The following is a 24,981-nucleotide window of genomic DNA, read 5'->3' as shown; positions in this document are numbered from 1 at the left end:
GAGTTGATGTTGCGTAAATTAATTTTAATCGCCCTGTTTATGCTGGTCGCGCTCAGTAAGGCAATGGCCGATACGAACACCATGACGGGTATTAAGGTGATTCCTTTACCAGATGAGCGGGTGCGGGTGGATTTTTGCTTTACAAGCCCATTGAAAAACCTGCCCGCCAGCTTCATTACTCAAAAGCCCCCGCGCCTTGTTCTTGATTTCATTCAGACCAAAATGGTGATTAATGAGAAGGATAAATCCAGAAAAATAGAAATAGGCTCACTAACGAACTATAATATAGTGGCAGTGGGCGATCGAGTCAGAGCTATTCTGGATCTTACAGACTCTATTTCCTATTCAGGTCAAATAGCAGGAAATACCTATTCCCTGACATTAAGTGGAAAAAGTCATCAGATATTTCAGCAGCGCAGAGAAATTTTTGTAAGCAATCGACCTGTTAATGCTCGTCACGGCATCACCAATCTTGATTTTCGTGGTACAGGCGCAGAAGGCGGCCGCGTGATTATTGATGTAACAGATGCCAGTATACCCATTGATGTAACCCAGACTGGAAAGGAGGTTGTGGTTAACTTCATGAGTACCCAAATTCCCCCGCGTTTAATAAAACGCTTTGATGTGGCTGATTTCCAGAGCCCTGCACAACTATTGAGCCTCCAGCAGGACGGAAAGAATGCGCGCCTTACTATTATCAGTAAAGGGGATTATGGTCATTATGCCTACCAGGTTAACAAACAATTTATTGTCGAGATTTATCCTTTGAGTGCCGAAGAGGCAAAACAGGCCAAACTTAAGAAAATGGTCTTTACCGGTAAACGGATTTCGCTGAATTTTCAGAATATTCAGATTCGAGCGGTTTTGCAGTTATTGGCAGAGTTCACCGGTATTAATATCGTGGTGAGTGACCAGGTGCAAGGAAGTATTACTTTACGATTAAACGATATTCCCTGGGATCAGGCGCTGGATATAATTCTAAAAACCAATGCTCTGGATAAACGAAAAACCGGCAATGTGTTACTAATCGACAAAGCGTCAAACCTGCTGGAGCAGGAAAAAAATGCGCTCAAGGCTCAGCAGGCTGTTACCAATCTTGCCCCTTTGCGCTCTGAATTGATACAAATCAATTACGCCAAGGCGGCGGATATCGCGGTGCTGCTTAAAGACAAAAATAATTCACTTTTGTCTAAACGAGGGACACTAAGCGTTGATGCTCGCACAAATACAATATGGATTCAGGATACTGGCGTCCAGATTGAAGAAATAAGGGAATTGGTCAAGCAACTGGATATTCCGGTTAAGCAGGTCCTCATCGAGGCAAGGATTGTGAATGTTACCAAGGATTTTGCTCGCGATCTGGGTATTCGCTTCGGTATCTCCCGTCCTACGCATCTTAGCGGAACATTGAGTGGTGCGAATCAGCTGGCGCAAAACGTCGCTCCAGCGGATGTAGTTCCGCTTTCCGATCGTCTTAACGTGGATTTGGCGGCAACGCCTGTTTCTGCATCGCCTGCCTCTGTTGGTTTGGCTCTGGCAAAACTGGGAGATGGTATCCTGCTGGATTTGGAATTGTCGGCATTGGAAAGCGAAGGACGGGGTGAGGTGATCTCGAGCCCGCGTTTGATAACCACCAATCAGCAATCAGCGGTAATTGAGTCGGGTGAGGAAATTCCTTATCAGGAGGCGACCTCAAGCGGTGCGACTGCGGTGGCGTTTAAAAAAGCGGTCTTAAGTTTAAAGGTGACTCCGCAGATTACCCCTGATAACAAAATTATGATGGACTTGCAGATTAATCAGGATACTCCTTCGCCGCAAACTTTCAACGGCGTTCCTGCTATCCTGACTAAAGAAATACAAACCAACGTCTTGGTTAACAATGGACAGACGATTGTTTTAGGGGGGATTTATAAACAAGATAAAAACAATTCGATTAATCGAGTACCATTTCTTGGAAACCTGCCAGTAGTTGGCGTATTATTCAGAAATCAGTCCACAGAAATTAAAAATGAGGAGTTGCTCATTTTCATTACTCCTAGGATAATAACCAATACGCTTTCAATTACCACTGTTGAAGGTAAAGGGGTTGAACTGAATAAATTCGGAAGGCCTGCTCCCTGGAAATAGGGGAAACAGGCATCTCGTTAAACAACAGGACTAAGTTCCTGTTCAGATGAAGAGGTATGTAATAAAAAATGAGCATAGTTAAAGTACGCAACATTTTTCTAATTGGGCCAATGGGAGCAGGAAAAAGCACGATAGGCCGTACTTTGGCAAAGGAGCTCAAACTTGAGTTCTATGATTCAGATGAAGTAATAGAAGAACGTGCCGGTGCTGATATTTCCTGGATATTCGATATCGAAGGTGAAGAGGGTTTTCGTAAACGGGAACAAAAAGTCATTGATGAATTAACCCAGAAAACCAATATTGTGCTTGCAACTGGCGGTGGTGTAGTGATGACCCCCGAGAATCGAAATGCCCTGGCTGGACGAGGAACCGTTATTTATCTGAAGACTTCCTTGCAACAGCAATTTGAGCGCACCAAAAGAGATACGAAAAGACCGCTTTTGCAAACGGAAGATTTGGAAAGCCGTCTGGAAATGCTGCGTGATGAGAGAGAGCCTTTTTATGATGAGCTTGCAGACATCAGCTTTGAAACCGACAAATTAACCGTGAAAGCAGTCGCTAATAATATTATCAAATACATTTATGGCGAAGTCTGAGTTATATAAACAGATTTTAGTGAGCTTGCCTGGCCAGGATTATCCAATCCATATTGGAGAAAATCTCTTGGCAGATCCTCAATTTTTGCGGAGTGTTGTTAAATCCAGGCAAGTTTTAATTGTAAGCAATGAAACGGTGGCTCCACTCTATATGGAGCCGTTGAAGTCAGTGTTTGCTGACAGACAATGCGATGTGGTTCTTTTGAGAGATGGCGAGCAATATAAGAATCAGGAAAGCCTGACGCAGATTTATGACAGGCTTATCAGCGCATCGCACCACCGGGATACCTGCCTCATTGGTCTTGGTGGCGGAGTGGTTGGCGATATCACTGGTTTTGCTGCTTCCACTTATCAGCGAGGTGTGGGTTTTGTGCTGATTCCTACAACGCTCCTGGCACAGGTTGATGCTTCCGTAGGCGGGAAAACAGCTATTAATCATCCGCTTGGGAAAAATATGATAGGCAGCTTCTATCAGCCCGATGCGGTGATAATCGATGTCAAAACCCTCGCCAGTTTGCCGAAGCGAGAACGCCAGGCTGGATTTGCAGAAGTGATTAAGTATGCCATCCTTAAAGCCGGTGATTTATCGAATCAAATCAGGCTTTTACTAAAAGATCCTTTTTCTGAAGCTGATTTGTTGCCTGTCATTGCTCAATGCTGTGCAATCAAGGTGAGTTATGTCCAGGATGATGAAAAAGAGCAGGGCCGCCGGGCTTTGCTTAATTTGGGACATACCATCGGGCATGCACTGGAAGCTTATACCTGTTATGAGCGCTGGCTGCATGGCGAGGCGGTAGCCATTGGTTTATACTGTATCGCTTTATTATCGCGAGAGATGGGCTATCTCGATCAGTCCGGAGTCGAGCAGGTGGATGAGCTTTTAAAATTGGCAGAATTGCCGCGCCGCATTCCGATAGATATCAATCTGGACAGGTTGACGCTGTTAATGGCGAAAGATAAAAAAATTAAGAATAATAAATTACGCTTTATACTGATTAAAAAAATAGGCGAATGCTTCATCGAGGACAAGGTTCCTGCCGATTTGTTACAGAAGGTATTAAAGCTCGCAGTCGAAGGAGAGTAATTCGTGCTAAATGATTCCATGGATAAAGACCGCCGTGAACCAACGATGGAAACACCTCCCTTTAAACCCGCAGCCTGGCTTAACAAGATTGATTTTATTAATCATCTGGTTTTATTGAATAATGTCTTAATTACTGTGCTGGCAGAAAAAGGGGGAGGGAAAAGTACTTTTGCCCAAATTTTAAAATCATCTCTCGACTCCGGAGTCAAGGCTGGATTGATTAATGCCGAAGCACCACTTAATGTGCAGCAGGTATTATCCAAACTTTACGAAGCGTTTCATTTGCGAATCGATGCGGAACAAAGTCTGTCTAACTTTGTCCAGCAAGTGAATGAAAGAAAGGTTCATGTGCTGGTTATTATCGATAATGCACAACTTTTACCTGATCTTTTTATCAAAGAGGCATTACTTGAAATCAAAAAACAGGGTAACACCGGCTTTTTCCACTTATGCCTGGTTTCAGACTACAGTCTGGCGGCCAGTATTAATAGTTTGGATAAAGATTTATTTGATAATTTAATTCATAGCATTGAGCTTGGTGGATTATCAGAAAGCGAGACAAAGACCTATCTGTTAAAGTTTCTCCCTTCTCCAAGACGCCTTGATAAAACCATGACTGATAAACGCCTGGCGCAGTTTTACCAATTGACTGGCGGCTATATTGGGCGCATTAACACTCAGATGCAGGATTTCTTCAATCCGGACACCTTAAAGGCCAGCCGCCCCCGTCGTACCGGCGTCAAAGCCTATGGTCTTTTGGGGGCTGCCCTGGTTGGTTTGGGATTTGCTTATACATCCACTCAGAATCAAACCCTGACAGTGGCTGAGCCTGCCCCCGCTCCAATACCCGCCCCTCAGTTTCAAGAGGTAGCTTCACTAATCGAATTGCCGGCGCCTTCGGTCTTTTTGACTGTTCCCGAAGAAAGGCTTGTATCAAGCCTTCCTAATCTGGCAAGCCACTCCATTCAACTTTTACGCTCTCATATTGAGCCGGCACTGGTTACCGAAATCCCTTCCTGGACTGTGGCATCGTCGTCTCAGGAGCTGCAACCGCCGCCAATGAGACGAGTAATCGAATTTAATACGGATGAAGACGAGGAGCTGAATAACCTGGTGGTGATGGACAAGGTGGTTGTGATTCCAAAAACGGTTAATAAAGCAAACCCTCATGCCGTTCCTGCAAAATCACTCGCTAGTAATAAGTCCACGAAGACTTTGCCTGTGCGTCCAACTGAAACGAGCAGGCCCGCGGTTATTCAGACAGCGAAAACCAGCAAGCCGGCAGTTACGCAGTTTACTATTCAAATCCTCGCCAGCCGTAATGCCGATGATTTAAAACGCTTTGTTGCGCATCATATTGAAGCTAAAAATGGAAAGATTTATCGCACACTTCGCGAAGGCAGTGAGTGGTTTGTATTAACGCTTGGTAATTTTCCTGATTTAAATAAAGCGCAACTGGCAATTAAATCCTTACCCGGCGAATTGGCTCAACGCAAACCCTGGGTACGCTCAACGAGCAGCTTAAAGGCGATTGGATAAGTGAGATAGAGGGGTCTCTCCAGTTATATGTAGGTTGGACTCTTGGCCTAATGGCGCTGCCTTAAGACTTTACCTACGTCTCTCGTAAGCCTACGTACCCCGCTTTATGCGGGGTATCCAGGCAATGCGTCTGATTGGCAAAAGCATTTTAAAATTCACTACCATTGTTATGGATACCCCGCATAAAGCCTGAGGGCTCCCCTCATAAATAAGGATATTAAAAAGTGGCAGTGCATGAAGATATATGATCAAATAGTTTTGCGAACAATTTTGATTAGGATATCTCATGCACATAAAGCGATTTTTACACAATTTGCTATCAAGTACTATCCATGGAAAACGATTTAATACGCTTAATTTATTTATCAATGCCTTACTCAGGGAAAAAAAGCTGTCGTTAACTCAGTTGGGGCGAGCATTAAAAAATAAGGCTCAAGAAAAGAATAATATTAAACGCTGTGATCGTTTTTTAGGGAATAAAAACCTGCATGGAGAGCGATTCTCGATATACCAAAAAACAGCCCATAGGTTAATTGGAACAAATAGTCGTCCTATTATCCTGGTAGATTGGAGCCATGTTCCTAATACAACGCATTATTTGCTTAGAGCCTCATTAGTCGCTAAAGGCCGTGCGTTATCAGTCTATGAAGAGGTATTTCCTCGCCAATATGAAAATAGTGACAAAGCGCATCACTTATTTTTACAGAATTTAAAGCAAGTTCTGCCTGAGACAAGTCTCCCGATATTAGTTACGGATGCTGGTTTTTATAATTCATGGTTTCGGTTGGTGTTAAAACAAGGTTGGGACTATGTTGGCCGTATCCGGGGTAATATATGTTATCGATTGGATACCCATACTTACTGGGAATATTATTGTGATTCAAAGGAAAAGGCGACCGAACAAGGACAATCTCTGGGGTGGGGCATTGTCTCTAAAACAGACCCAATAGAAACATTTCTTTATTTAATAAAGCTATCCGGAAAAAAACGTACACGTTTTAATAAGTACAAAAAGAAAGCGCAAAGCAAGAAAGACAAGGTGTATTCAAAATCAGCCAATGAACCTTGGCTTTTAGCAAGTTCATTAAACAATACAGAAACATCGTTTAACCCTTTTTCAATCTATTTCAAACGCATGCAAATAGAGCAGAATTTTCGAGATTTAAAGTCATCTCAATATGGCTTTAGCTTTGAACATGCTTACTCAAAATCAATAGAGCGAATTCAAGTGTTACTAATGATTGCTATGTTGGCTACTTTAATTGCTTATTTAACCGGCTTCGTTGCTGAAAACAAGCGATGGCATCTCTCTTTTCAAGCCAACACATCCCAAAAAAAACGAGTGCTTTCTTTGTTCTATCTCGGCTGTCGAATCATACAAAGGAAATTTAAATATAGAATTGATTATGATAAAGCCGTCGAGGCCCTGCAAATAGAGATACTCGTTGCAGGGAGAGAATTATGAGGGGATCCCTCAGGCATAAAGCGGGGTACGTAGGCTCTAACGGGGGTACGTAGGCTCTAATAAGATGGTTAATTTTGTGACCATCTCTCAGGGACAAGCCGAGGGACGTAGGGAATAGAGGGCCAATCCTTAAAGCAGCGTCATTAGGTCAATGGCCCTCAGGAGAGAGGATTTTATCTAATGTGAGAGTTGTGACTGGTATTCTTGTGAGAGGCCATAGGTGTTTTCAATCACTTCTTCCAGCTGTTCCCGCATCATGATCACCAAATCATAACGTTTGCTAGTTTTGGCATTTTTTCCATCAAGCCAGGTATTGATAGCCTCTAAAAGTGTTCTGTCATTTGCTTCATTAGGCTCTTTCATGGCATGCTCTTGAATGGCCCTTTCAAGTATTCTCGTGGCATCCGTTCTGAAATAAGAAGCCGGGCTGATTGACTTCTTCCACTCATTCACAAAATAGTTTGTATTCCGTAAATTTTCGCGGTTAATTTGTGCAAGCTCTGTTTTATCGACGTTCATATTTAGAAGTTTAACCTGAAGATGATGACGAAGAGACTCTACCTGAGCATATCGGGAAGAGGCAGAATTTGCTTTTAAAATAAGCCATTTATCGGTCAATTCAAAAAGACGTTTAACACTATCTGTATCATGATAATCTGTAACATGAATTAACGTGGCCAAACCTTTAGTTAATTCAGTGGAAAAGCGTGACGCTTTTTTATCCTGCCTATTCCACCAATCAATAATCGATTCATCTTTCAAAAGACCGTAGCCGGAACGAATACCTGCCTGGGGGTGTAATTTGTCCACATAACGGTAGGCATCCCTGGCTCGCAGGCCAAAGAAACTTTGCAATTGCTGAGCCGGTGGAAATTGTGCTGGCGGTAGTGTTTCATTAACGGCATAAGTTTTTTGGGCTTCCTGTCTTTTTCGTGCCACTTCCTCTTTGCTGACGTAACCACGCTTTTCCAGTGATTTGGCTATTGCCATATTTAAGTGTCCTTCACCATCAGCTGCATTTAGTCTGACCTGATGATGACTTTCACGAGGAATAATAATTAATTCACGTTTTGCTGTATGAGGAAGGCTGGGGACTATCTGTGAGAAAAAAGCGCGATGGATATTGGAGTTATTCTCATAAAACGCTTCTGTGTGCAGATGTTCAGGCTTGATTAAACTAGCTAATTCGTCTGAGCGGAGTGTCTGTGTGCGCGCTAGTGCGACGTGTAACTGGTAGCCCTCAGGCATCGCATTGGTAATCTCTGCATTCTCATCCACATAATAAATAACACGACCTATCACTACATATTGATTTTTGTAAGCTTGGTAATTTTCGGGTACTTTGCTCAGTACATTCAGGTCAACCCATTGTCGAACTCCCGTATAAGCTCCAAGAATAATGGTCGCATTTTTAATATTTGAGCAATCACTGCAATCGGCTATATTGGCCGCGTTACTTCCAGGGATTTGATAAGAATTACCCGGTACAGGCTGATCGGCAACTACATCGACTTCAACATTCGGTGCGAATGTTTTAAATTGTTGCGCCTCAAGAAAAGCGGTTACACCGCCGCGGCTAAAGCCCGCGAAAGTGACTGAGGTTATTTCTTTTTGCTCATCTCCAGCAGCAACAGTGGAGTGGGGATTACTGATTCCTACCTTTTTGGATGCTAAATCAGAGGTCGATAAATATAATTTACCCTCCCTCATTTCAAACACTTCTTTGGTGAATCGCTCAGTAAATCCTTTCAAATCCGGGAAAGTTCCCCCATTACACACTTCGCGGTCATGACAGCCTTTAACGAAGATGGTCTTCACATTGGGATCATTGACATAATCATAGCCTTTTAAAAAATCGGTTCCCGGATTTCCTGTGCCACAAAAATAGATAACCAAATGCATTGCTTGTTCCTAAATTATATTGATGTGCTAATTATAGTCATGAAAGCTTAATGGAATGTTAAGAAATGCAGGTTATTCGAGAACGCCATGCGCCGCTCTGACAGCCTCTTCCAGTTGCTCACGGATGATAATGACTAAGTCAAAGCGTTTATTAGACTGAGCATTTTCCTGATGTAACCATTGATCAAGGATACCCAGTAATTTTTCCGCATTTTCTCTGGTAGGTAATTCACCTGCATAATCATGAATAGCTTCTTCCAAATCCCTTGTTTGCTTGGTGCGAAAATAATTGGCGTTTTTTACAGTTTTATTCCATTCGGAAAGAAAATAATTGGTTTCGTGCATATTTTCCCAGACGATGGTTGCCAGTTCCTTCGGCTCAACTCCCAAGGCGATTAACTTCATCCCTATATGGTGACGAAGTGCTTCAACCATCGCGTATCGTGACGAGGCAAAGTTCGTTTTCAGAATAAGCCAGGTGTCGGTTTCTTTATATAATTCCTTGAGGGCATCTGGATTGGACAAATCCATTGATTTAAGATTTTTAACCAGTAATTGAGTTAAAAGCGTAGAGTAATGCGACACTTTTTTATCCTGTCGTTCCCACCAGTCAATTAAACTTTCTTCGTGATGCAGCTCATAACCTTTTCTAAGGCCGGTATTTCCATGTGCTTTATATTGAACTGGTTCCTTTTTAATGCCGAAATAATTTGATAAGTCGGAATTGGTCAATGGTGGAATACTGGGGTTTAATTGCTGATAGAGAAATGAAGCGGCTCTGCGGCAAGTCAGCGTTTTTCTGACCACAATTTCCTGAGTAAGGAACCCTCTCTTTCTTAAGGATTTTGCCAACTCCATATTTAAATGCTCTTCACCATCGGCAGAATTTTCACGTACCTGATGACTCTCTCTGGGAATCACTATCAGATTTTTGATAGCTTTATCTGGAAGCAGGGGAGTAATCTGTGTAAAGAAAACGCGGTGATATGGTTCATCTGCGTCCGGAATGGCAAGTGATTCCGCATAGGCTTCAATAATGACGCTCACGTGACGTATATTGTTACAATGACTACAGTCCGCAATATTCACCGCCTGACTTCCCGGAAGTTGATAAGCATTTCCTGACACCGGTTGATTGGCGATGATGTCTATTTCCAGTTTGGGAGCAAGATTTTCAAGCAGCGGAGCCACCTCAAAGGCAGTCAAGGCACCGCGATTAAAACCGGCAAGACTAATAGAGGTGATATCCTCTCTGGCATCCTCTGCGGTCACTGTCGTTTTCTTACGTGTGACAGGTTCCCCGTTATGAGTATAGGAATATTCCTCATGCGTATTGATACCCAGTTTAAGACGGGCCAAATCGACATGTTTCAATCCAAGATACTCGCCTCTGTTTTCAAAAAGAGTATGAACAAATCGTTCGGCAAAGGATTTTAAATCGGGAAACAGGATTGAATTACATACTTCAGAATGATGACAGCCTTCAACGAAAATAGTTTTAATGCTGGGGTCGTTTATATCATAACCATTTAAGAAATCATTTCCGGAGTTTCGGGCTCCACAAAAATAAATCACCAAATGCATACCTGCCCCACAACTTTACTATTTGTTAGTATAGTGAGTATAGTGGTCAAATATTGGTCTTACAAAGAAAAAAGAACTTTTTATTGAAGGATCAGTGACACCAGCGAATAATCGCTCGTCCAGTAAACAGCAAAACCCTCTGGGCCTAGATTTCTTCGAGGGCTTCTTCAGGCATGGTTACATTGAGTTCCAATACAGCACTATCTCCCATTCGCTCTAGGTTAACACTGACTTTATCGCGGGTAATCGGGATGTATTTCGCAATTACGGCCAAAATTTCTTCCTGAAGCTTTGGCAGATAATCAGGGGTGTTTCGCTGAGTACGTTCATGCGAAATGATGATTTGCAATCGTTCTTTGGCAACTGAGGCAGTACTGTTTCGTCTTCTCAAATAATTGAATATACTCATGCTGTGACATCCTCTCTGTTCTTACCAAATAATCTGCGCAGAATTCCTTTCCGTTCACTTTGGATAAAACGCATGGGTCTGCTTTCGCCAAGAAAGCGGGCAATCGCATCCTGATAAGCCAATCCTGCATCACTGTGCTCATCCAGAATAACTGGTGTCCCCGTATTGGATGCCTTTAAAACAGCTTTGGATTCAGGAATTACTCCAATCAATGGAATAGCCAGAATTTCTTTTACATCTTCAACGGAGAGCATTTCTCCTTTTTCCACTCGCTCAGGATCATAGCGAGTCAATAATAAATGTTCCTGTACAGGACTGTTATTATCAATTGCACGCTTGGTTTTGCTGGCTAAAATTCCAAGAATTCGGTCAGAATCTCTTACTGATGACACTTCAGGATTAGTCACTACGATGGCATGGTCAGCGAAATGCATGGCCATTAAGGCGCCAGTTTCAATTCCAGCCGGAGAATCGCAGACAATATAGTCAAATTCAGCTGATAAATCTTTTAATACCCGCTCAACTCCTTCAAGAGTTAATGCGTCTTTATCTCGTGTTTGTGATGCAGGCAGGATGTAAAGCTCTGGAATACGTTTGTCTTTAATCAATGCCTGATTCAGGCTGGCTTCACCGTTGATGACATTCACAAAATCATACACCACACGACGTTCACAACCCATAATAATATCAAGATTACGAAGTCCGATATCGAAATCAACAACCACTGTTTTGTGACCCTTTAATGCGAGACCAGAAGAAATTGCAGCGGATGTAGTAGTTTTACCTACTCCCCCTTTGCCTGAAGTGACGACAATTATTTTAGCCAAAACGATACCCTTCCTGTAACACAAAAATTTTGGTCCAGTTTACACGGGTTTGATTGTATTATTCAAGCTCAAGTTTTTATGAAAATGAAATAATTTATTGACAATCATTGAATAAATCAATGTGTTTCCGATTCAGCGCAGGAACTTGTTGTCTCTGCTTGCAAACAGCCCTAAAATGAAGCGCTATTATTAATCAAAAGACAGTTGTATTTAAAGAGGAAAAAATGAACCAGCGCAGAATGTTAAAATCGAAAATTCACAGAGCTACTGTAACCCATGCGGATCTGGATTATGAGGGAAGCATCACCATCTCTCCCGAGCTGCTTAAAGCTGCCGATATTTTGCCTTTTGAAGCAGTGCATGTGTGGAATGTGACTGCCGGCACGCGCTTTGAAACCTATGCGATTACAGGTGAAGCGAATTCACGGGCGATTTGCGTCAATGGAGCGGCAGCTCATTTAGTCACACCGGGTGATATTATCATCATTGCTTCCTTTGTGCAGATGGATGAGCAATCTTGTCGAAATTATCAACCAACAGTTGTATTTGTTGATGAACAGAATCAGTATAAGGAAGTAAGGGCAGAAATTGCCGCTCTATTGGATTAATTATGAAGAAAAAACGATTGTTGGGTTTGGCATTATTGCTTTGCAGTTTTTCGCTGATGGCTGGCGAGTGCAAAACCAGCCGGGAAAATTATTTTGAAAATGAAGATGCAAAAGCCTGGATAACGACGCTTTGCCCTAAAGACATTCTGGCTTACCATAGCCATCAGTTTCCAAGGGTTATTGTTCCCCAGGAAGACGGCAGCCTTCAGGTGGTTTATCGTTCGGGAGAAAGGCGAATTATTCAGCTGACAAAATCGATGCCTATGTTTCTCGACACCGCCCAGGGACAGGAATTACATCAGGATATCAATATAGGCAAAACAGCGCTGCATATTCTGGTAATTGAGATCAGAAAAAAATCATAACTTCGAGACTACAGCTCCCGCACTCAGCGGAAGCTGTAGTTGTCGAGATTACCAGCTGGCTGAAGTACAACAGCTTGTGGTATATCCACAGCAGCCTGAGGTTGTCGTATATTGAACTGCTGAATAATTGGCGCATCCGCCGCCACAATTATTGAATCCACAACCTGAAACGAGTACAGCAGCAGTAGCGATGATTACAGCAGATACTATTTTTTTCATGATAGCGTCCTTGCAGGATGGTTTAGTATAACTATATACCATAAAATCATGGTGTACAAATATTGGCTAAATATTTAATAATTTTTCTTGTATAATCATAGTCTGTCTATTAGGCTAACGCTTTAAAATAACTAAAAAGGGATATTTATGAAACTGTATTACAGTAAAGGGGCCTGTTCATTAGGGGTTCGTATTCTAATCAATGAGCTGGGTCTGGATGTTGAATATGAGTCGGTCAATCTGAAAAGCAAAACCACTGAACGCGGGGATGATTTTCTTGCCATTAATCCCAAGGGGGCAGTGCCGGTACTTGAGATTACCCCGGAGAAGAGATTGACGGAAAATGTAGTAATCCTTCAGTATCTTGCTGATGCTCATAATGCCGCAAGCTTATTACCGGCTGTTGGCGATTTGAAAAGGTATCGAATTCTTGAAATATGCAACTATCTTTCATCAGAAGCGCATAAAACAATCGGTATACTCTTCAATCCGGCAGTGACAGAGGAAATGAAAGAAAAAATTATCATACCGGCGATTCATCAAAAATTAAATTATCTTAACTCCATCGTAAAAGATAACTCCTTTGCTGCCGGCTCTCATTTTACCATAGCAGACGGCTATTTTTATGTCATATTAAGCTGGTTGCCTCATTTTAAAATTGATTTAAATCACTGGCCTGCATTGTATGCTTATTTTCACAGAATGAGCGAATATCCGGCTGTTATGAGATCTCTGAAAGAAGAGCAATAAGTTTATTCCAGACAGCGAATTGCAGCCTGGGTTCTTTGAAAACAGGCTGCAATCGTTTATTATCGCCAATTATTAATTTCTGCTCTTTGTCCGGAGATTATCGATGCTGATAAAAAAATTGGTTTCAATTGCAGTAGTTTCTGCAGCACTTGCCTTAACTGCATGTACAAAAGAACTTGAGCCGGGAGATTATGACTCCGCTGAAGTGGGTAAAATCAAAAAAGTGGTTCCAGGCACCATTATTTCCATGCGTCCTGTTCGTTTGCATAATAAAAATGCGGAAGCAGGTATTGTAAGCCCCGCCAATGAGAATTCAGATAATGCCGATACAGGCACTAACCGTTCTCACGGCTATGAATACGTCATCAGACTAAACAGCGGCAGTATTATTTCTGTGGTTCAGGCTGAAAATATCAAGTTAAAAACCAAGCAGCATATTCTGGTTATTTATGGCCGAAACACCAGAGTAGTGCCTGATAATGGAAGTGATGATTATTAGAAGATGGCCAGATATACGCTTCATAGGTATTTACCCATCACCCCTACGCCCTGCGGCTTGTCTGCAGGGTCCAGTGTTTCTCTATGAGTCTTCTGGATCCCTCGGACAAGCCGAGGGACGTAGCTGTATATAAGCTGAGGGAGGCAGACGCTAAGAGCAAACTGTGTTGTCAGAGATGTGTAGATACCTGGAACTAGTCGCGGTAAGTAGCGGGTTTGGCAGGCATAGATTGCTCGCAAAGACTACTCCACAAACTCCCTAATCGCCTTCAAAAAGTGTAACCCATAGTGGTTTAATTTATGCTGTCCAACCCCCGTGACGTTCAAGAGCTCTTCCGCAGTTTGGGGGTTTTTCCTGACCATGTCATGTAAAGTACTGTCGCTAAAAATCATAAAGGGCGGTTTGTTTTCCTGCTCTGCAAGCTTCCTTCGCAATGCACGCAAAGTGACGAATAAGGGATCATTATCCTTAGAGAAATATTGCTCTTTTATTCTTGCAATAATCCCTTTCGGCTTTTCGCTGGGAAGCACCAGCATGACTTTTTCTTCTCCCTTTAAGACTGCTTTGGCTTTTTCTGATAAGCGCAGCACATTGAAATGGTGGGTATCCTGATAGCAATAATCTCTATGAATCAACTGCCAGGTCAAAAGTTTCCAGAATTTACCGGATTTGTCTTTCCCAATTCCGTAAGTTGACAGTTTTTCATGGCCATTCTGTAATATCTTCTCAGCATTACTGCCGCGAAGCACATCAATTACATAGGATATGCCGTAACTTTGCTTTAAGCGATAAATACAGGAGAGAATCTTTTGCGCTTCGAGGGTTGCGTCCTGGGTTACGGGAGGGGAGTCGCAAATATCGCAATACTGACATTGGGGCGCACTGCTTTCATCAAAATAATTTAACAGGATATGACGGCGGCAGTGGCTGGCTTCGGCAAAGGCCATCATATGATTTAACTTGTTAAGTTCAACCCGGTGTTTATGTTCATCTTCAATTTCGGCAATCCAGCCTCTAAGACGAGCGCTGTCGGCTGGATCATAGAGTAGAAATGCCTGGGAGGGTAACCCGTCTCGCCCGGCTCGGCCAGTTTCCTGATAATAACTTTCAATGGTCTTAGGCAAATCATAATGGACCACATAGCGCACATTCGGTTTATCAATACCCATCCCGAAAGCCAGTGTCGCTACCACGATATCGATGTGATCATGACGAAAGAGTGATTGAACTTCCCGCCGTTCGGCATGCGATAGTCCTGCATGGTAAGCACGCGCTTTATGGCCCTGAGCTTGAAGTCTTTCAGCCAGTTGGGTAACGGCATTGCGTGTGCCGCAATAAATAATCCCCGCTTGAGACTCCTGTTCTTTCAAAAAATGGGCCAGCTGTTTTCCTGGATTATCTTTGTACTCAACCCGGTAGTGGATATTAGGGCGATTAAATGAATCGACATAGGATAGAGGCTGATAATTTAATTTGTCGATGATGTCCTGACGTGTCTGCTGATCTGCGGTTGCAGTGAGTGCAATAACGGGTACATCAGGGAAATAGGTTTTCAATTTACCCAGTTCAGCATACTCCGGGCGAAAATCATGCCCCCATTGTGAAATACAATGCGCCTCATCAATGGCAAATAATGCCAGTTCGCAATCCTCAAGACGCTGCAGAAAAGAAAGACTTACCAGACGTTCCGGAGCAATATACAGTAAATCCAGTTCTTGCTGATGCAATTGGGCCAGCACTTGCCGCGATTCTTCGCTATTAAGTGAAGAATTATAATAAGCGGCCCGGATCCCTTGCAGCTTCAGGGCAGCCACCTGATCTTCCATTAAAGCGATTAAAGGCGAAACGACAATAGCCACACCCGGTCGAATGAGTGCCGGAACCTGATAGCAAAGCGATTTTCCACCACCGGTAGGCATCAGCACGAGCAAGTCCTTGCCAGCTAACAAGTCGCTAATAACCTGTTGCTGCAAACCGCGAAAAGAGTCATAGCCAAAATAATCTTTCAAAATTTTGGTTGCTTGATGGGATGTGCGTTCCTGGACTTGTTCCATGATTTTTCTTTTTTTTATTTCATAGACAGCAAAAATTGGCAATAATATCATTTTATTGATTCAATAAAAATGACAGATTAGCGTGTCTAATAAATAAGTCACTACAACTTAAGGACAAACAATGGATTTCACTTATAGTGAAGAGCATCAGGCTTTTCGGGAAATGGCTGCTGATTTCGCACGCGAAAAGCTAATGCCTTATGCTGAAAAATGGGATCAGGAACATTATTTTCCTATGGACGTGCTGCAGGAAGCGGCTGCGCTTGGAATGGCTGGCTTGGTAGTGTCTGAAGAAATTGGCGGCACCGGAATGACCCGTCTGGAAGCTTCCCTGATTTTCGAGCAATTGGCATCCGGTTGTGTAAGCACCAGTGCTTTTCTGTCCATTCATAATATGGTGGTTTCTTTAATTGACCGGTATGGCTCAGAAGCTTTGCGCCAGCAGTGGGGGCCTCGCCTTACTGAAATGCAGGTGGTAGGCAGTTACTGTCTGACTGAACCCGATTCTGGCTCCGATGCTGCCTCCTTAAAAACCCGGGCGGTCAGGGAGGGCGATTATTATACCCTGAATGGCGCTAAATCATTTATTTCCGGCGGCAGTGTAAGCGACGTGTATCTGTGTATGGTTCGTACCGGTGACGAGTCACATCACGGTATTTCCTGTCTTTTAATTGAGAAAGATACGCCGGGACTAAGTTTTGGAAAACTCGAAAGAAAAATGGGATGGCATAGCCAGCCTACATCCATGTTATTTTTTGAAAATTGTAAAGTACCAGTCAGCAATCGAGTCGGTGATGAAGGGATGGGTTTCAAGATTGCTTTAAATGCCTTAAATGGAGGGCGCGTCAATATCGCTTCCTGTTCATTGGGCGGTGCGCTTGCCTGTTTAAGGCTGGCCCAGTCTTATTTGCATGAGCGCAAACAATTTGGCAAATCTTTATCTCAAATGCAGGCCTTGCGTTTTTATTTTGCGGACATGTTAACTGATTTTGAAGCCGCTCGACTGATGGTTTACCGGGCTGCAGATGCTTTGGATAAAAATAATCCTAAAGCGCCGATGTATTGTGCTATGGCCAAACGCCTGGCAACAGATGTTGCATTTCGCATCAGTGATCGTGCCATGCAAATGCACGGAGGCTATGGGTATTTGCAGGATTATCAGGTTGAAAGAATATTCCGTGATCTGCGTGTACACCAAATCCTTGAAGGAACGAATGAAATCATGCGCGAGATTGTAGCCAAATCCGTTCTTGATGAAGACTATTTTATTGATTAAACGTTTTATTTAACGGCGCACGCGCTATTAACAGGAGTTAGTAATGGATGTTATTGAACAGGAATTAAATCAGGACGGCATTTTCACTATCACTTTAAATCGGCCTGATAAGCTCAATTCCTTAAGTACAGAGGTTCTGCAGGCACTGTCGGAATTATTTCACGAAGCTGGAACCAATGACAGAATCAAGGCTGTATTGATTACCGGTGCAGGCAAGGCGTTTTGTGCCGGAGCCGATATTTCTCGATTGGCTGAATGCAATGCCCAGACGGGTTATCAGTTTGCATGCGAAGGGCAGGACATTTTTCGCCAGTTAGAGACACTGGGCAAACCTTCTCTGGCTGCTATTAATGGTTTCGCTTTTGGCGGGGGCTGTGAACTGGCAATGGCCGCTACCTTGCGCATAGCCTCGACCAAGGCACAATTTGGGCAACCAGAAGTGAAACTGGGTGTAATTCCAGGTTATGGTGGAACGCAGCGTCTGGCTCGACTGGTTGGAAAAGGCAGAGCATTAGATCTATGTCTGACCGGTCGTTTTATCAATGCCGAAACAGCATACAGCTGGGGATTGGTTACTGACGTGGTTGAGCCGGAGCAGCTGCTTGAACAGGCTAATAAGACCTTAAAAACTATTTTGTCGATGGCTCCTTTAGCCATTCAGGGCGTTATGGAAGTCATTGATCATGGTTTTGACCTCTCATTAACCGATGCCCTGCATCTTGAAGCGGTTCATTTCGCAAAAGTTTGCGCATCGCAGGATAAACAGGAAGGGGTGCAGGCATTTCTTGCCAAACGGCAGGCTGTATTTCAAGGGGAATAATAAAATGAACAGTAATATTCTTTTTGAAAAGCAGAATCAATTGGGAATCATTACACTCAATCGACCCAATGCCCTGAATGCTTTGACTTTAGAGATGATTAACTCCTTACAAGAGCAACTAATCGAGTGGGAACATGACCGCCATATTCATGCGGTGCTCATTCAGGCAACTCCCGGAAAAGCATTTTGTGCCGGGGGTGATGTGCGCTGGCTCTATGAAAGCGGTCTGCATAAAAAAGAAGAGCAGATGGAATTTTTCTGGCATGAATATCGATTAAATCATTATATTCATCACTATTCCAAGCCCTATATTGCATTAATGAACGGCATTACTATGGGCGGGGGCGTCGGTATTTCTCTCCATGGCTCACATCCTGTTGCTACAGAGAATTTCGTATTTGCCATGCCTGAAACAGGAATTGGCTTTTTTCCTGACATCGGTGCGAGCTATCTTCTGGCAAGACTACCCCATTATCTTGGGGTTTATCTTGGTTTGACTGGTAATCGCTTAACGAGCCAGGACGCTTTGGCAGCAGGTTTGATTAGAAAAATTATTCCAGCCGAGCATTCGGCGGGGCTTATTGAGTTATTAAACGAGACTGATCTTGCTGTGAACGCCGCTCAGAAAGTGGATGATTGCCTTACACAGCTGCCATTAGCCGATACTCAACACTCCATTGCGAATGCAGGCCAGATTGAAAAGCACTTCAAGTTCAATACAATTGAGGAAATTCTGGTTTCATTAAAGGCCGCTCAGGATGAATGGTCGAAGGCCTGCCTGGATAATTTACAGCAGAAAGCGCCCTTAAGTTTAAAAATAACCCTGACACAGATCCACAAAGCCCGATTTTTATCAATGGCTGACTGCATCAAAATGGATTATTGTCTGGTGCGGCATTTCATGAACGATTCCGATTTTTACGAGGGCGTACGCGCCTTGCTAGTGGATAAGGATAAATCTCCTCATTGGGATCCAAAACAGCTGGAGGGTGTTTCAGAAGCTAAAGTGGCTGATTATTTTGAATGCGATCAAGAACTTAAGCTCCTTGATTAGGCCTTGATGCGCTTGCATCAAGGTTTATCAGGGAGGCAATTATTCAACCAAAAATCGGCAATATCGATTCGTCTGGTTATCCATACATCCTTAAACTGCTTGATATAGGCAATAAATTCTTGAATAGCCAGACATCTTCCCGGACGTCCGCTAATCCGGGGGTGCAAGCCAATAGTCATTAAGGCCATCCGTTGTTCCTGATAAAGATAATCGAAGCTGGCTTTCAGGTGTGTATAAAAGTCCTGCCAAATACCAAAGCCTGGATTGGTCGTATAACGAAAATCATTGCAGTCGAGCGTGTAGGGAATAATCAGATGCCCATTTAAAAAATGGGGCAAATCATCGGCATAACTCTCGGAATCATATTTAAATCCGCCAATCTCTGAGAGCAATTCGCGTGTATGGCTGCTTCGTCGACCGGTATACCAGCCCTGAGGCCGACGTCCAGTTGCCTCTTTAATCGCATTAATACATTGAATAATATGCTTTTTTTCCTCTTCTTTGGACATTTGTGCATAATCAATCCATCGCCAGCCATGACCTGCCGCTTCATGGCTTGTGTTGCGTAAATAAGATCCCAATTCGCGGTTTAAACGGATGGCCAGACCAGTGATAAAGAAAGTCAGTGGAATTTGCTCCTGCTCAAACAGGCGGATAAGACGCCAGATACCGCAGCGGCTGCCGTATTCAAATAAAGACTCCATGCTTAAATTACGCATGCCTGAAGGCTTGGCTGCTAATGGAAACTCTCCACCATAAGTCTCAGCTGTTAAGTCACCATTGACAGGCGATAGTTCAGCACCTTCTTCATAATTGATGACAAAATTAATGGCAAGTTTAGTATTTCCCGGCCAGCCATTGAGCGGAAGATTGGGGCCATAGCCCACCATATCACGAAGCATTTTTACCCCAACTCGAAGGAAGTGATGCCATAAATTGATTGAATCTTCACTTCAGGCTCCCCTTTTAAATACATACGGGCTGTAGTAAATACTTTTTCCATTTCATACTGCTTTACCAGATTTAGCGCGTGAGGATTATTTTCAGGAATATCTAAAAACACAACATGGCTTTTAGCCTGTTTACACAATTGGAGAAATAAATCATTGGCGATAGCAGGGTTATCAGCAAATAATGGCCCGATTCGATAGCCCTCATGAGCGGGGCGAATGACGCCATACCCGCATAATTCGCCTTTGTGAAGACAGGCAAGGCTTATGCTGTCTGGTTGATTAATCCAGCAGTTCAGAAATGATTCGCGCCGTGCCGGAAAATGTTGACGGTCATAATCACTCAGGCGCTTTAAATCGACTTGTTTTAAATCAATAAATGAGGGATCTGAGGCAATAGCGATTGAATGGGTCTCCCAGCGATAACGGGCATTGGCATGGGCTTGTCGATAACCGAGACGGCTGTACTTCTCGAGCATTTGTGGAACACCGTCAATGCCCGCATTGCGGCTGCCGACATACTCCAGGCGTTTTCGCGTTAACGCCAGGCCATAACCTCCGCCACGATAGGCCTTATCGACAATATAAAAACCGCAGAACGCATAATGATCGTCATAACGAACAGCGGAACCGATCGCAATCGTCTTGCCGTCAAGCCTTCCAGCAAAAAAACCATCAGGGTCTGTCTGATAATAACAATTGATATCATGCAACCCAGGATTCCAGCCCTCCCTGGCTGCCCATTCAAGGGCTATATCCGCTTCCTGCCGACTCATTCGCTCAATAACATAATTCATCGCAGTCCTTGCTAAATTGAAATCTCATCTGATTATTATAGCATTCTGATAATTTAAGGCATTGAAGTATTGCGTTTTTCAGTGTCCACCGTACCCGGTTCCACTTTTTCGCGACTTAAAACGTTTTTGGCTTTTTCTGCAAACAGTTGCCCTGCTGTTTTGGGAATATAATGTGAAATAAGTTCTTTTAATTTTCGAAATAAACTATTAAAAATACCCTGATGCCGATGCTCCTTAAGCAGGGTTGTACTTTTATTCAGCTCACGTCCCAAATTGCCTAAGGTTGCTGGTTCAGGCTTGTGAAGAGTGATTTCGCGAAGCCTGTTTACTGCATCCAGCTTATTCTTTAATAAAGGTGGATTTTTCTCTGAATGCTCATTTTCATTGACACAGTCTTTTAATAAGTGGCTTTTGTACTGATGAGTTAAGTGACTAAACTTAAGCAGGGTTTCAGCTGTTTTTAAAAGCACTGCTGGCTTTTCGGTTTGTTTTAATTCCAAAGCGGCATTGTCGACTATAGAAAGAATATCAAGACGCTCTTCTTCACTGCAGGCCTTTCTTAAATATTGTATTTGCAAGGATTCAAGCGCCTGTTGATGTGTATGAACAATTGCAACCTTATCCAGTCCTGCACGGCCTTCTGGAAATGTGGAATTATACTCAAACCATGTTGGATTATTTTTGAATAGGCCTTGCTTCAGCTTATCAGCGTTGGGAGAGGACTTTAGTTTGTTCCATAATTCCAGCTTCTCATGATGCAATTGCAGCTGGGTCTGCATCATCCCTTGCGGGCTTAGATAATATTCATGCAGTTTTAAAAGGTAGCGGCGGTTTTCGGATGTATCGGTAAAATCATCATCTAATATATGCGCAGTGATTTCAGGAGCCGCGTAAATAAGCGAACAAGCCAGATAATCTCTTACTTTAAGAAAGGGCGATTGTTTTTGTACCGCCACGGGATGGCTGCCAATGACCGAGTGATCGCGGCCTGAATTCTTTTCCGGGGCAATCTTCACGGCAGCCTTTAACACTAGCTGGATACCCTGGGAAGTGCTGCGCTGGTGTATTTGCTGTTTAGCCAGCCCGGCATCGTTTACACTGACAATATCAAGCATTCCCCCTTTAGCAAAACCGGGACGTTTTTTATCAGCAGTTAATGGCATATCCTTTAAGTTATTTTTATAGGTGGAAGTCCTGGATTGCTGCTGATTTCCAAGAGGCGCCATGACAAGTTCCTGCATCCCGGGTTCGGCGTTATATTGCCAGGGATTGGTGGAACCCAATACTCCATCGCTCTCCAATAAGTAATTGCGCGTATTGGCATCATAGCCATTCGCCACCATATCGGGGGTTTTTCTGCTTAACTCATCCCAGGTATCAGCATGAAACTTGCGAGTTTTATGAAGATTTATCCAGTCCTTGGCTCTGGCCGCTTCGTTAAATGCATCAAGATGCGCATTGCTGAGGCTTAAATAAAACTCCTGGTCATCTTTGCGAAGCTTAAGTGCCGTGTGGGTTCCTCCTTTATTATACCCTTTATCCATCCTGCCTTCTCCGCGGCGTGCCAGCTGCGTTTCACTATGGACTATCTCTACCTGGGGCTTGCGAACAATAATGGTCGCCATACCCGTTTGACTATGAAACTGAGTGTCCAGCTTGGTATGAGTAACCATCTTTTCAGCGAATTCAATCTCAAGAGGAGCGGGAAAGGCCTGACGAAGCTGCTGGTAGGTTTTGTCAAAATTAACCTCCTGACAGTGCAGGACAATCAGGTCAACATCGGACATTTCTTTAGCCAATTGTTCAACCGCAAGTCTGCCTGGCGTATCGTTTCCGCAATTGAGCGTAAAGGTTTTCAAAGTTAAGGACATGGCGATTCATTGATTGGAAGATCATTGTAATTATAGTGTACGCAGTCCCTCGCGTATTCTATTACTTACTTTCTGATAATGATGCGATTTTCTACGGTTTTAACGCCATTGACTCTTGAAGCAATTTGCTCAGCTACATCGGCCTGGCGTATTTTTTTAACATATCCACTTAAGGTTACCACGCCGTGATCACTGCTTATCTGAATAGGTGCATCAGCCAGAATTTCATTTTCGCTAAAGGAGGTTCTTACCGCATTGCTGATTTGTTCATCACTGTTGCCAGCAAACGACTGGCCGTAACTGTTAAAACCAGACATGGACTGGCAGCCTGCCAGCAAACTGAGAGACAATAAGGGGATACAGAGCTTTTTCATGGAATTCTCCTGTTACAGACTAAATCTGAGCGTTTTCAGCTCAGATTATTAATAAATGCGCTACTATAGTAACAGAATAGGGGCGTTGACAAGCTTTTATTGAAACAGATTAAATTGTCTGTTTGCTTAATTTCTTTTAAAATACCGCTTTATATTTTTGAGCAACTCATGTCCGATTTTTACGAAGACTTCAATAAGCGACGAACTTTTGCAATCATTTCGCATCCTGACGCTGGAAAAACAACGGTTACTGAAAAACTGTTACTATTCGGAGGTGCTATTCAGCTTGCGGGAACAGTCAAGGGACGTAAGGCTGATCGCCATGCGACATCTGACTGGATGGAAATGGAAAAGGAGAGAGGGATTTCGATTACCACTTCGGTCATGCAATTTGTTCATAACGAACATGTAATCAACTTGCTTGATACCCCAGGACACGAGGATTTCTCTGAGGATACCTATCGAACCCTGACTGCTGTTGACTCGGCCTTAATGGTAATCGATGTGGCCAAGGGTGTTGAGGAGCGAACGGTAAAATTAATGGAAGTTTGCCGTCTGCGTGATACGCCGATAATGACCTTTATCAATAAACTGGACCGTGAAGGTCGAGAACCCATTTCTCTACTGGATGAGGTGGAGTCTGTTCTTGGGATTCAGTGTGCACCTGTCACCTGGCCTGTCGGTATGGGTAAGCGATTTAAAGGCATTTACCATTTATATGAAGATGCCGTTTATCTCTATCAGTCAGGAAAAAATGCCCAGAAACAAGAGGCGACACGCATTCAGGGACTCGATAATCCTGAACTGGATGAGCTATTAGGGAGTGTTGCTCAGGAGCTGCGAGATGAAATTGAATTGGTTAAAGGCGCTTCTCATGAGTTTGATTTGCAAAAATACCTTGCTGGCCGCCTGACACCTGTTTATTTTGGTTCAGCCATTAACAATTTTGGTATCAAAGAATTACTGGACGATTTCGCCGCCAATGCGCCAGGTCCTCGTCCAAGAGAAGCTGTGGAACGGGAAGTGTCGCCTGATGAGGAAGCCTTCAGCGGATTTGTATTTAAAATTCAGGCGAATATGGATCCTAAACATCGGGATCGTATTGCCTTTGTACGCATTTGCTCAGGCCAATTCAATAAAGGGATGAAATTAAGTCATTTGCGTATTGGTAAGGAAATTCAGATTTCCAATGCTTTAACATTTATGGCGGGTGACCGTTCTCATGCTGAGCTTGCAATGGCTGGCGATATTATCGGCTTGCATAATCATGGCACAATACGGATTGGCGATACCTTTACCCAGGGGGAGCAATTAAAATTTACCGGTATTCCCAATTTCGCTCCCGAGCTGTTTCGTCTGGTACGTTTAAAAGATCCTTTAAAAAGCAAGGCTTTGCTGAAAGGATTGATTGAATTGTCCGAAGAGGGCGCGACCCAGGTATTCCGTCCGTTAAACAGCAATCAATTGATTCTTGGAGCAGTCGGTATACTTCAGTTTGATGTGGTCGCTCATCGACTGAAAAATGAATATAAAGTCGACTGTGTGTATGAATCAGTCAATGTGAGCTGTGCCCGCTGGGTTTATTCAGATGACGATAAAGCAATGGCTGAATTTAAAACAAAAGCCTATGATTATCTGGCGCTGGATGGAAGCGATTCATTAATGTATCTGGCTCCTACACGAGTTAATCTGACAATGGCGCAGGAACGTTACCCCAAAATCCAATTCACAGCAACCCGAGAACATTAAAGCCCTGATGCGCTGCTAAGCGCAGCGCATCAGGTTTTAACTCATACTTAAATGCCTTCCGA

Annotated in this window: 23 protein-coding genes; 13 read left to right on the top strand and 10 right to left on the bottom strand. The window is 43.3% G+C overall.

Annotated elements, in window-relative coordinates; translation table 11 throughout:
- Positions 1-9: 9 nt before the first annotated feature.
- From DYH61_RS10205 to DYH61_RS10185, 5 genes are all read left to right on the top strand, one after another.
- On the top strand, positions 10-2,127 hold the full coding sequence (locus DYH61_RS10205) for a type IV pilus secretin PilQ (protein ID WP_058507374.1): 2,118 nt from the start codon (positions 10-12) through the stop codon (positions 2,125-2,127).
- A 68-nt stretch (positions 2,128-2,195) separates the two neighbouring features.
- Positions 2,196-2,723, top strand: a complete 528-nt coding sequence (gene aroK, locus DYH61_RS10200) for a shikimate kinase AroK (RefSeq protein WP_058507330.1) — start codon at positions 2,196-2,198, stop codon at positions 2,721-2,723.
- Positions 2,710-3,807, top strand: a complete 1,098-nt coding sequence (gene aroB / locus DYH61_RS10195; RefSeq protein WP_058507329.1) for a 3-dehydroquinate synthase — start codon at positions 2,710-2,712, stop codon at positions 3,805-3,807. The genes aroK and aroB overlap by 14 nt, the downstream gene beginning before the upstream one ends.
- A 3-nt stretch (positions 3,808-3,810) precedes the next feature.
- Positions 3,811-5,346, top strand: a complete 1,536-nt coding sequence (locus tag DYH61_RS10190) for an AAA family ATPase (RefSeq protein ID WP_133129125.1) — start codon at positions 3,811-3,813, stop codon at positions 5,344-5,346.
- Between the two features lie 286 nt (positions 5,347-5,632).
- Complete coding sequence (locus DYH61_RS10185) at positions 5,633-6,811, top strand: IS4 family transposase (protein WP_115343300.1); 1,179 nt, start codon at positions 5,633-5,635, stop codon at positions 6,809-6,811.
- A gap of 177 nt (positions 6,812-6,988) precedes the next feature.
- Here the strand turns inward: DYH61_RS10185 and DYH61_RS10180 are convergent, their stop codons facing one another.
- The 4 genes from DYH61_RS10180 to minD all read right to left on the bottom strand — a co-directional run bounded on the left by DYH61_RS10180 (position 6,989) and on the right by minD (position 11,533).
- Complete coding sequence (locus DYH61_RS10180; RefSeq protein ID WP_058509000.1) at positions 6,989-8,713, bottom strand: hypothetical protein; 1,725 nt, start codon at positions 8,711-8,713, stop codon at positions 6,989-6,991.
- Between the two features lie 72 nt (positions 8,714-8,785).
- Positions 8,786-10,297, bottom strand: coding sequence for a hypothetical protein (locus DYH61_RS10175; protein WP_058509001.1), 1,512 nt, complete (start codon positions 10,295-10,297; stop codon positions 8,786-8,788).
- Positions 10,298-10,442: 145 nt separating this feature from the next.
- Positions 10,443-10,706 (bottom strand): cell division topological specificity factor MinE, encoded by a 264-nt coding sequence (gene minE, locus DYH61_RS10170; protein ID WP_058509002.1) that lies wholly within the window; start codon positions 10,704-10,706, stop codon positions 10,443-10,445.
- Positions 10,703-11,533 carry a septum site-determining protein MinD gene (minD, locus tag DYH61_RS10165; RefSeq protein ID WP_058509003.1) on the bottom strand — a complete coding sequence of 277 codons (831 nt, stop codon included), beginning with the start codon at positions 11,531-11,533 and terminating at the stop codon, positions 10,703-10,705. The genes minE and minD overlap by 4 nt, the downstream gene beginning before the upstream one ends.
- 224 nt (positions 11,534-11,757) lie before the next feature.
- Here minD and panD point away from each other — a divergent pair, with 224 nt between their 5' ends.
- Positions 11,758-12,141: an aspartate 1-decarboxylase gene (gene panD, locus DYH61_RS10160; RefSeq protein WP_058509004.1), complete on the top strand. Its 384-nt coding sequence runs from the start codon at positions 11,758-11,760 to the stop codon at positions 12,139-12,141.
- A gap of 2 nt (positions 12,142-12,143) precedes the next feature.
- Entirely contained in the window at positions 12,144-12,506 is a 363-nt protein-coding gene (locus DYH61_RS10155) for a cupin domain-containing protein (RefSeq protein WP_058509005.1), read from the top strand.
- Between the two features lie 48 nt (positions 12,507-12,554).
- On the opposite strand, the gene DYH61_RS15660 is transcribed toward DYH61_RS10155, so the two are convergent.
- A complete protein-coding gene (locus DYH61_RS15660) occupies positions 12,555-12,725 on the bottom strand; it encodes a hypothetical protein (RefSeq protein ID WP_157072315.1) in 171 nt (56 codons plus the stop codon).
- Positions 12,726-12,872: 147 nt separating this feature from the next.
- Here DYH61_RS15660 and DYH61_RS10150 point away from each other — a divergent pair, with 147 nt between their 5' ends.
- Together DYH61_RS10150 and DYH61_RS10145 are read left to right on the top strand one after the other, a co-directional pair.
- Positions 12,873-13,475 (top strand): glutathione S-transferase N-terminal domain-containing protein, encoded by a 603-nt coding sequence (locus tag DYH61_RS10150; RefSeq protein ID WP_058509006.1) that lies wholly within the window; start codon positions 12,873-12,875, stop codon positions 13,473-13,475.
- Positions 13,476-13,578: 103 nt separating this feature from the next.
- On the top strand, positions 13,579-13,974 hold the full coding sequence (locus DYH61_RS10145) for an outer membrane lipoprotein (protein ID WP_058509007.1): 396 nt from the start codon (positions 13,579-13,581) through the stop codon (positions 13,972-13,974).
- A gap of 242 nt (positions 13,975-14,216) precedes the next feature.
- On the opposite strand, the gene recQ is transcribed toward DYH61_RS10145, so the two are convergent.
- Positions 14,217-16,028, bottom strand: a complete 1,812-nt coding sequence (gene recQ, locus DYH61_RS10140; protein WP_058509041.1) for a DNA helicase RecQ — start codon at positions 16,026-16,028, stop codon at positions 14,217-14,219.
- 121 nt (positions 16,029-16,149) lie between these two features.
- Between recQ and DYH61_RS10135 the strand changes: the two genes are divergently transcribed.
- Genes DYH61_RS10135 through DYH61_RS10125 form a run of 3 tightly spaced genes read left to right on the top strand, consistent with a single transcriptional unit; the run spans position 16,150 to position 19,178 of the window.
- On the top strand, positions 16,150-17,304 hold the full coding sequence (locus DYH61_RS10135) for an acyl-CoA dehydrogenase family protein (protein WP_058509008.1): 1,155 nt from the start codon (positions 16,150-16,152) through the stop codon (positions 17,302-17,304).
- A 43-nt stretch (positions 17,305-17,347) separates the two neighbouring features.
- Positions 17,348-18,124, top strand: a complete 777-nt coding sequence (locus tag DYH61_RS10130; protein WP_058509009.1) for an enoyl-CoA hydratase/isomerase family protein — start codon at positions 17,348-17,350, stop codon at positions 18,122-18,124.
- Between the two features lie 4 nt (positions 18,125-18,128).
- On the top strand, positions 18,129-19,178 hold the full coding sequence (locus DYH61_RS10125; RefSeq protein ID WP_058509010.1) for an enoyl-CoA hydratase/isomerase family protein: 1,050 nt from the start codon (positions 18,129-18,131) through the stop codon (positions 19,176-19,178).
- A gap of 17 nt (positions 19,179-19,195) precedes the next feature.
- Here the strand turns inward: DYH61_RS10125 and DYH61_RS10120 are convergent, their stop codons facing one another.
- The 4 genes from DYH61_RS10120 to DYH61_RS10105 all read right to left on the bottom strand — a co-directional run bounded on the left by DYH61_RS10120 (position 19,196) and on the right by DYH61_RS10105 (position 23,170).
- The gene (locus DYH61_RS10120; protein ID WP_058509011.1) at positions 19,196-20,080 is read right to left on the bottom strand and encodes a polysaccharide deacetylase family protein; all 885 of its coding nucleotides are present in this window, start codon (positions 20,078-20,080) and stop codon (positions 19,196-19,198) included.
- A 2-nt stretch (positions 20,081-20,082) separates the two neighbouring features.
- A complete protein-coding gene (locus tag DYH61_RS10115) occupies positions 20,083-20,925 on the bottom strand; it encodes a GNAT family N-acetyltransferase (RefSeq protein ID WP_058509012.1) in 843 nt (280 codons plus the stop codon).
- A 53-nt stretch (positions 20,926-20,978) separates the two neighbouring features.
- The gene (locus tag DYH61_RS10110; protein ID WP_058509013.1) at positions 20,979-22,796 is read right to left on the bottom strand and encodes a hypothetical protein; all 1,818 of its coding nucleotides are present in this window, start codon (positions 22,794-22,796) and stop codon (positions 20,979-20,981) included.
- Positions 22,797-22,861: 65 nt separating this feature from the next.
- Positions 22,862-23,170, bottom strand: a complete 309-nt coding sequence (locus DYH61_RS10105; protein ID WP_058509014.1) for a BON domain-containing protein — start codon at positions 23,168-23,170, stop codon at positions 22,862-22,864.
- A 168-nt stretch (positions 23,171-23,338) separates the two neighbouring features.
- Here DYH61_RS10105 and DYH61_RS10100 point away from each other — a divergent pair, with 168 nt between their 5' ends.
- Positions 23,339-24,919: a peptide chain release factor 3 gene (locus tag DYH61_RS10100; protein WP_058509042.1), complete on the top strand. Its 1,581-nt coding sequence runs from the start codon at positions 23,339-23,341 to the stop codon at positions 24,917-24,919.
- Positions 24,920-24,981 lie beyond the last annotated feature (62 nt).

Origin of the sequence: Legionella quinlivanii (assembly GCF_900461555.1) — a bacterium.
GTDB lineage: Bacteria > Pseudomonadota > Gammaproteobacteria > Legionellales > Legionellaceae > Legionella_C > Legionella_C quinlivanii.
The sequence above is the reverse complement of the archived record's forward strand: the minus strand, read 5'-3'. Positions and strand labels throughout refer to the sequence as shown.

Bases quoted from the DNA above. Each gene is read 5' to 3' on its own strand.
- DYH61_RS10110 (WP_058509013.1), bottom strand. From the start codon at position 22,796: ATGTCCTTAACTTTGAAAACCTTTACGCTCAATTGCGGAAACGATACG.
- minE (WP_058509002.1), bottom strand. From the start codon at position 10,706: ATGAGTATATTCAATTATTTGAGAAGACGAAACAGTACTGCCTCAGTT.
- DYH61_RS10105 (WP_058509014.1), bottom strand. From the start codon at position 23,170: ATGAAAAAGCTCTGTATCCCCTTATTGTCTCTCAGTTTGCTGGCAGGC.
- DYH61_RS10155 (WP_058509005.1), top strand. From the start codon at position 12,144: ATGAAGAAAAAACGATTGTTGGGTTTGGCATTATTGCTTTGCAGTTTT.
- DYH61_RS15660 (WP_157072315.1), bottom strand. From the start codon at position 12,725: ATGAAAAAAATAGTATCTGCTGTAATCATCGCTACTGCTGCTGTACTC.
- panD (WP_058509004.1), top strand. From the start codon at position 11,758: ATGAACCAGCGCAGAATGTTAAAATCGAAAATTCACAGAGCTACTGTA.
- aroB (WP_058507329.1), top strand. From the start codon at position 2,710: ATGGCGAAGTCTGAGTTATATAAACAGATTTTAGTGAGCTTGCCTGGC.
- DYH61_RS10145 (WP_058509007.1), top strand. From the start codon at position 13,579: ATGCTGATAAAAAAATTGGTTTCAATTGCAGTAGTTTCTGCAGCACTT.
- DYH61_RS10125 (WP_058509010.1), top strand. From the start codon at position 18,129: ATGAACAGTAATATTCTTTTTGAAAAGCAGAATCAATTGGGAATCATT.
- DYH61_RS10100 (WP_058509042.1), top strand. From the start codon at position 23,339: ATGTCCGATTTTTACGAAGACTTCAATAAGCGACGAACTTTTGCAATC.
- DYH61_RS10185 (WP_115343300.1), top strand. From the start codon at position 5,633: ATGCACATAAAGCGATTTTTACACAATTTGCTATCAAGTACTATCCAT.
- DYH61_RS10120 (WP_058509011.1), bottom strand. From the start codon at position 20,080: ATGCTTCGTGATATGGTGGGCTATGGCCCCAATCTTCCGCTCAATGGC.
- DYH61_RS10130 (WP_058509009.1), top strand. From the start codon at position 17,348: ATGGATGTTATTGAACAGGAATTAAATCAGGACGGCATTTTCACTATC.
- recQ (WP_058509041.1), bottom strand. From the start codon at position 16,028: ATGGAACAAGTCCAGGAACGCACATCCCATCAAGCAACCAAAATTTTG.
- DYH61_RS10150 (WP_058509006.1), top strand. From the start codon at position 12,873: ATGAAACTGTATTACAGTAAAGGGGCCTGTTCATTAGGGGTTCGTATT.
- DYH61_RS10115 (WP_058509012.1), bottom strand. From the start codon at position 20,925: ATGAATTATGTTATTGAGCGAATGAGTCGGCAGGAAGCGGATATAGCC.
- DYH61_RS10175 (WP_058509001.1), bottom strand. From the start codon at position 10,297: ATGCATTTGGTGATTTATTTTTGTGGAGCCCGAAACTCCGGAAATGAT.
- DYH61_RS10135 (WP_058509008.1), top strand. From the start codon at position 16,150: ATGGATTTCACTTATAGTGAAGAGCATCAGGCTTTTCGGGAAATGGCT.
- DYH61_RS10180 (WP_058509000.1), bottom strand. From the start codon at position 8,713: ATGCATTTGGTTATCTATTTTTGTGGCACAGGAAATCCGGGAACCGAT.
- aroK (WP_058507330.1), top strand. From the start codon at position 2,196: ATGAGCATAGTTAAAGTACGCAACATTTTTCTAATTGGGCCAATGGGA.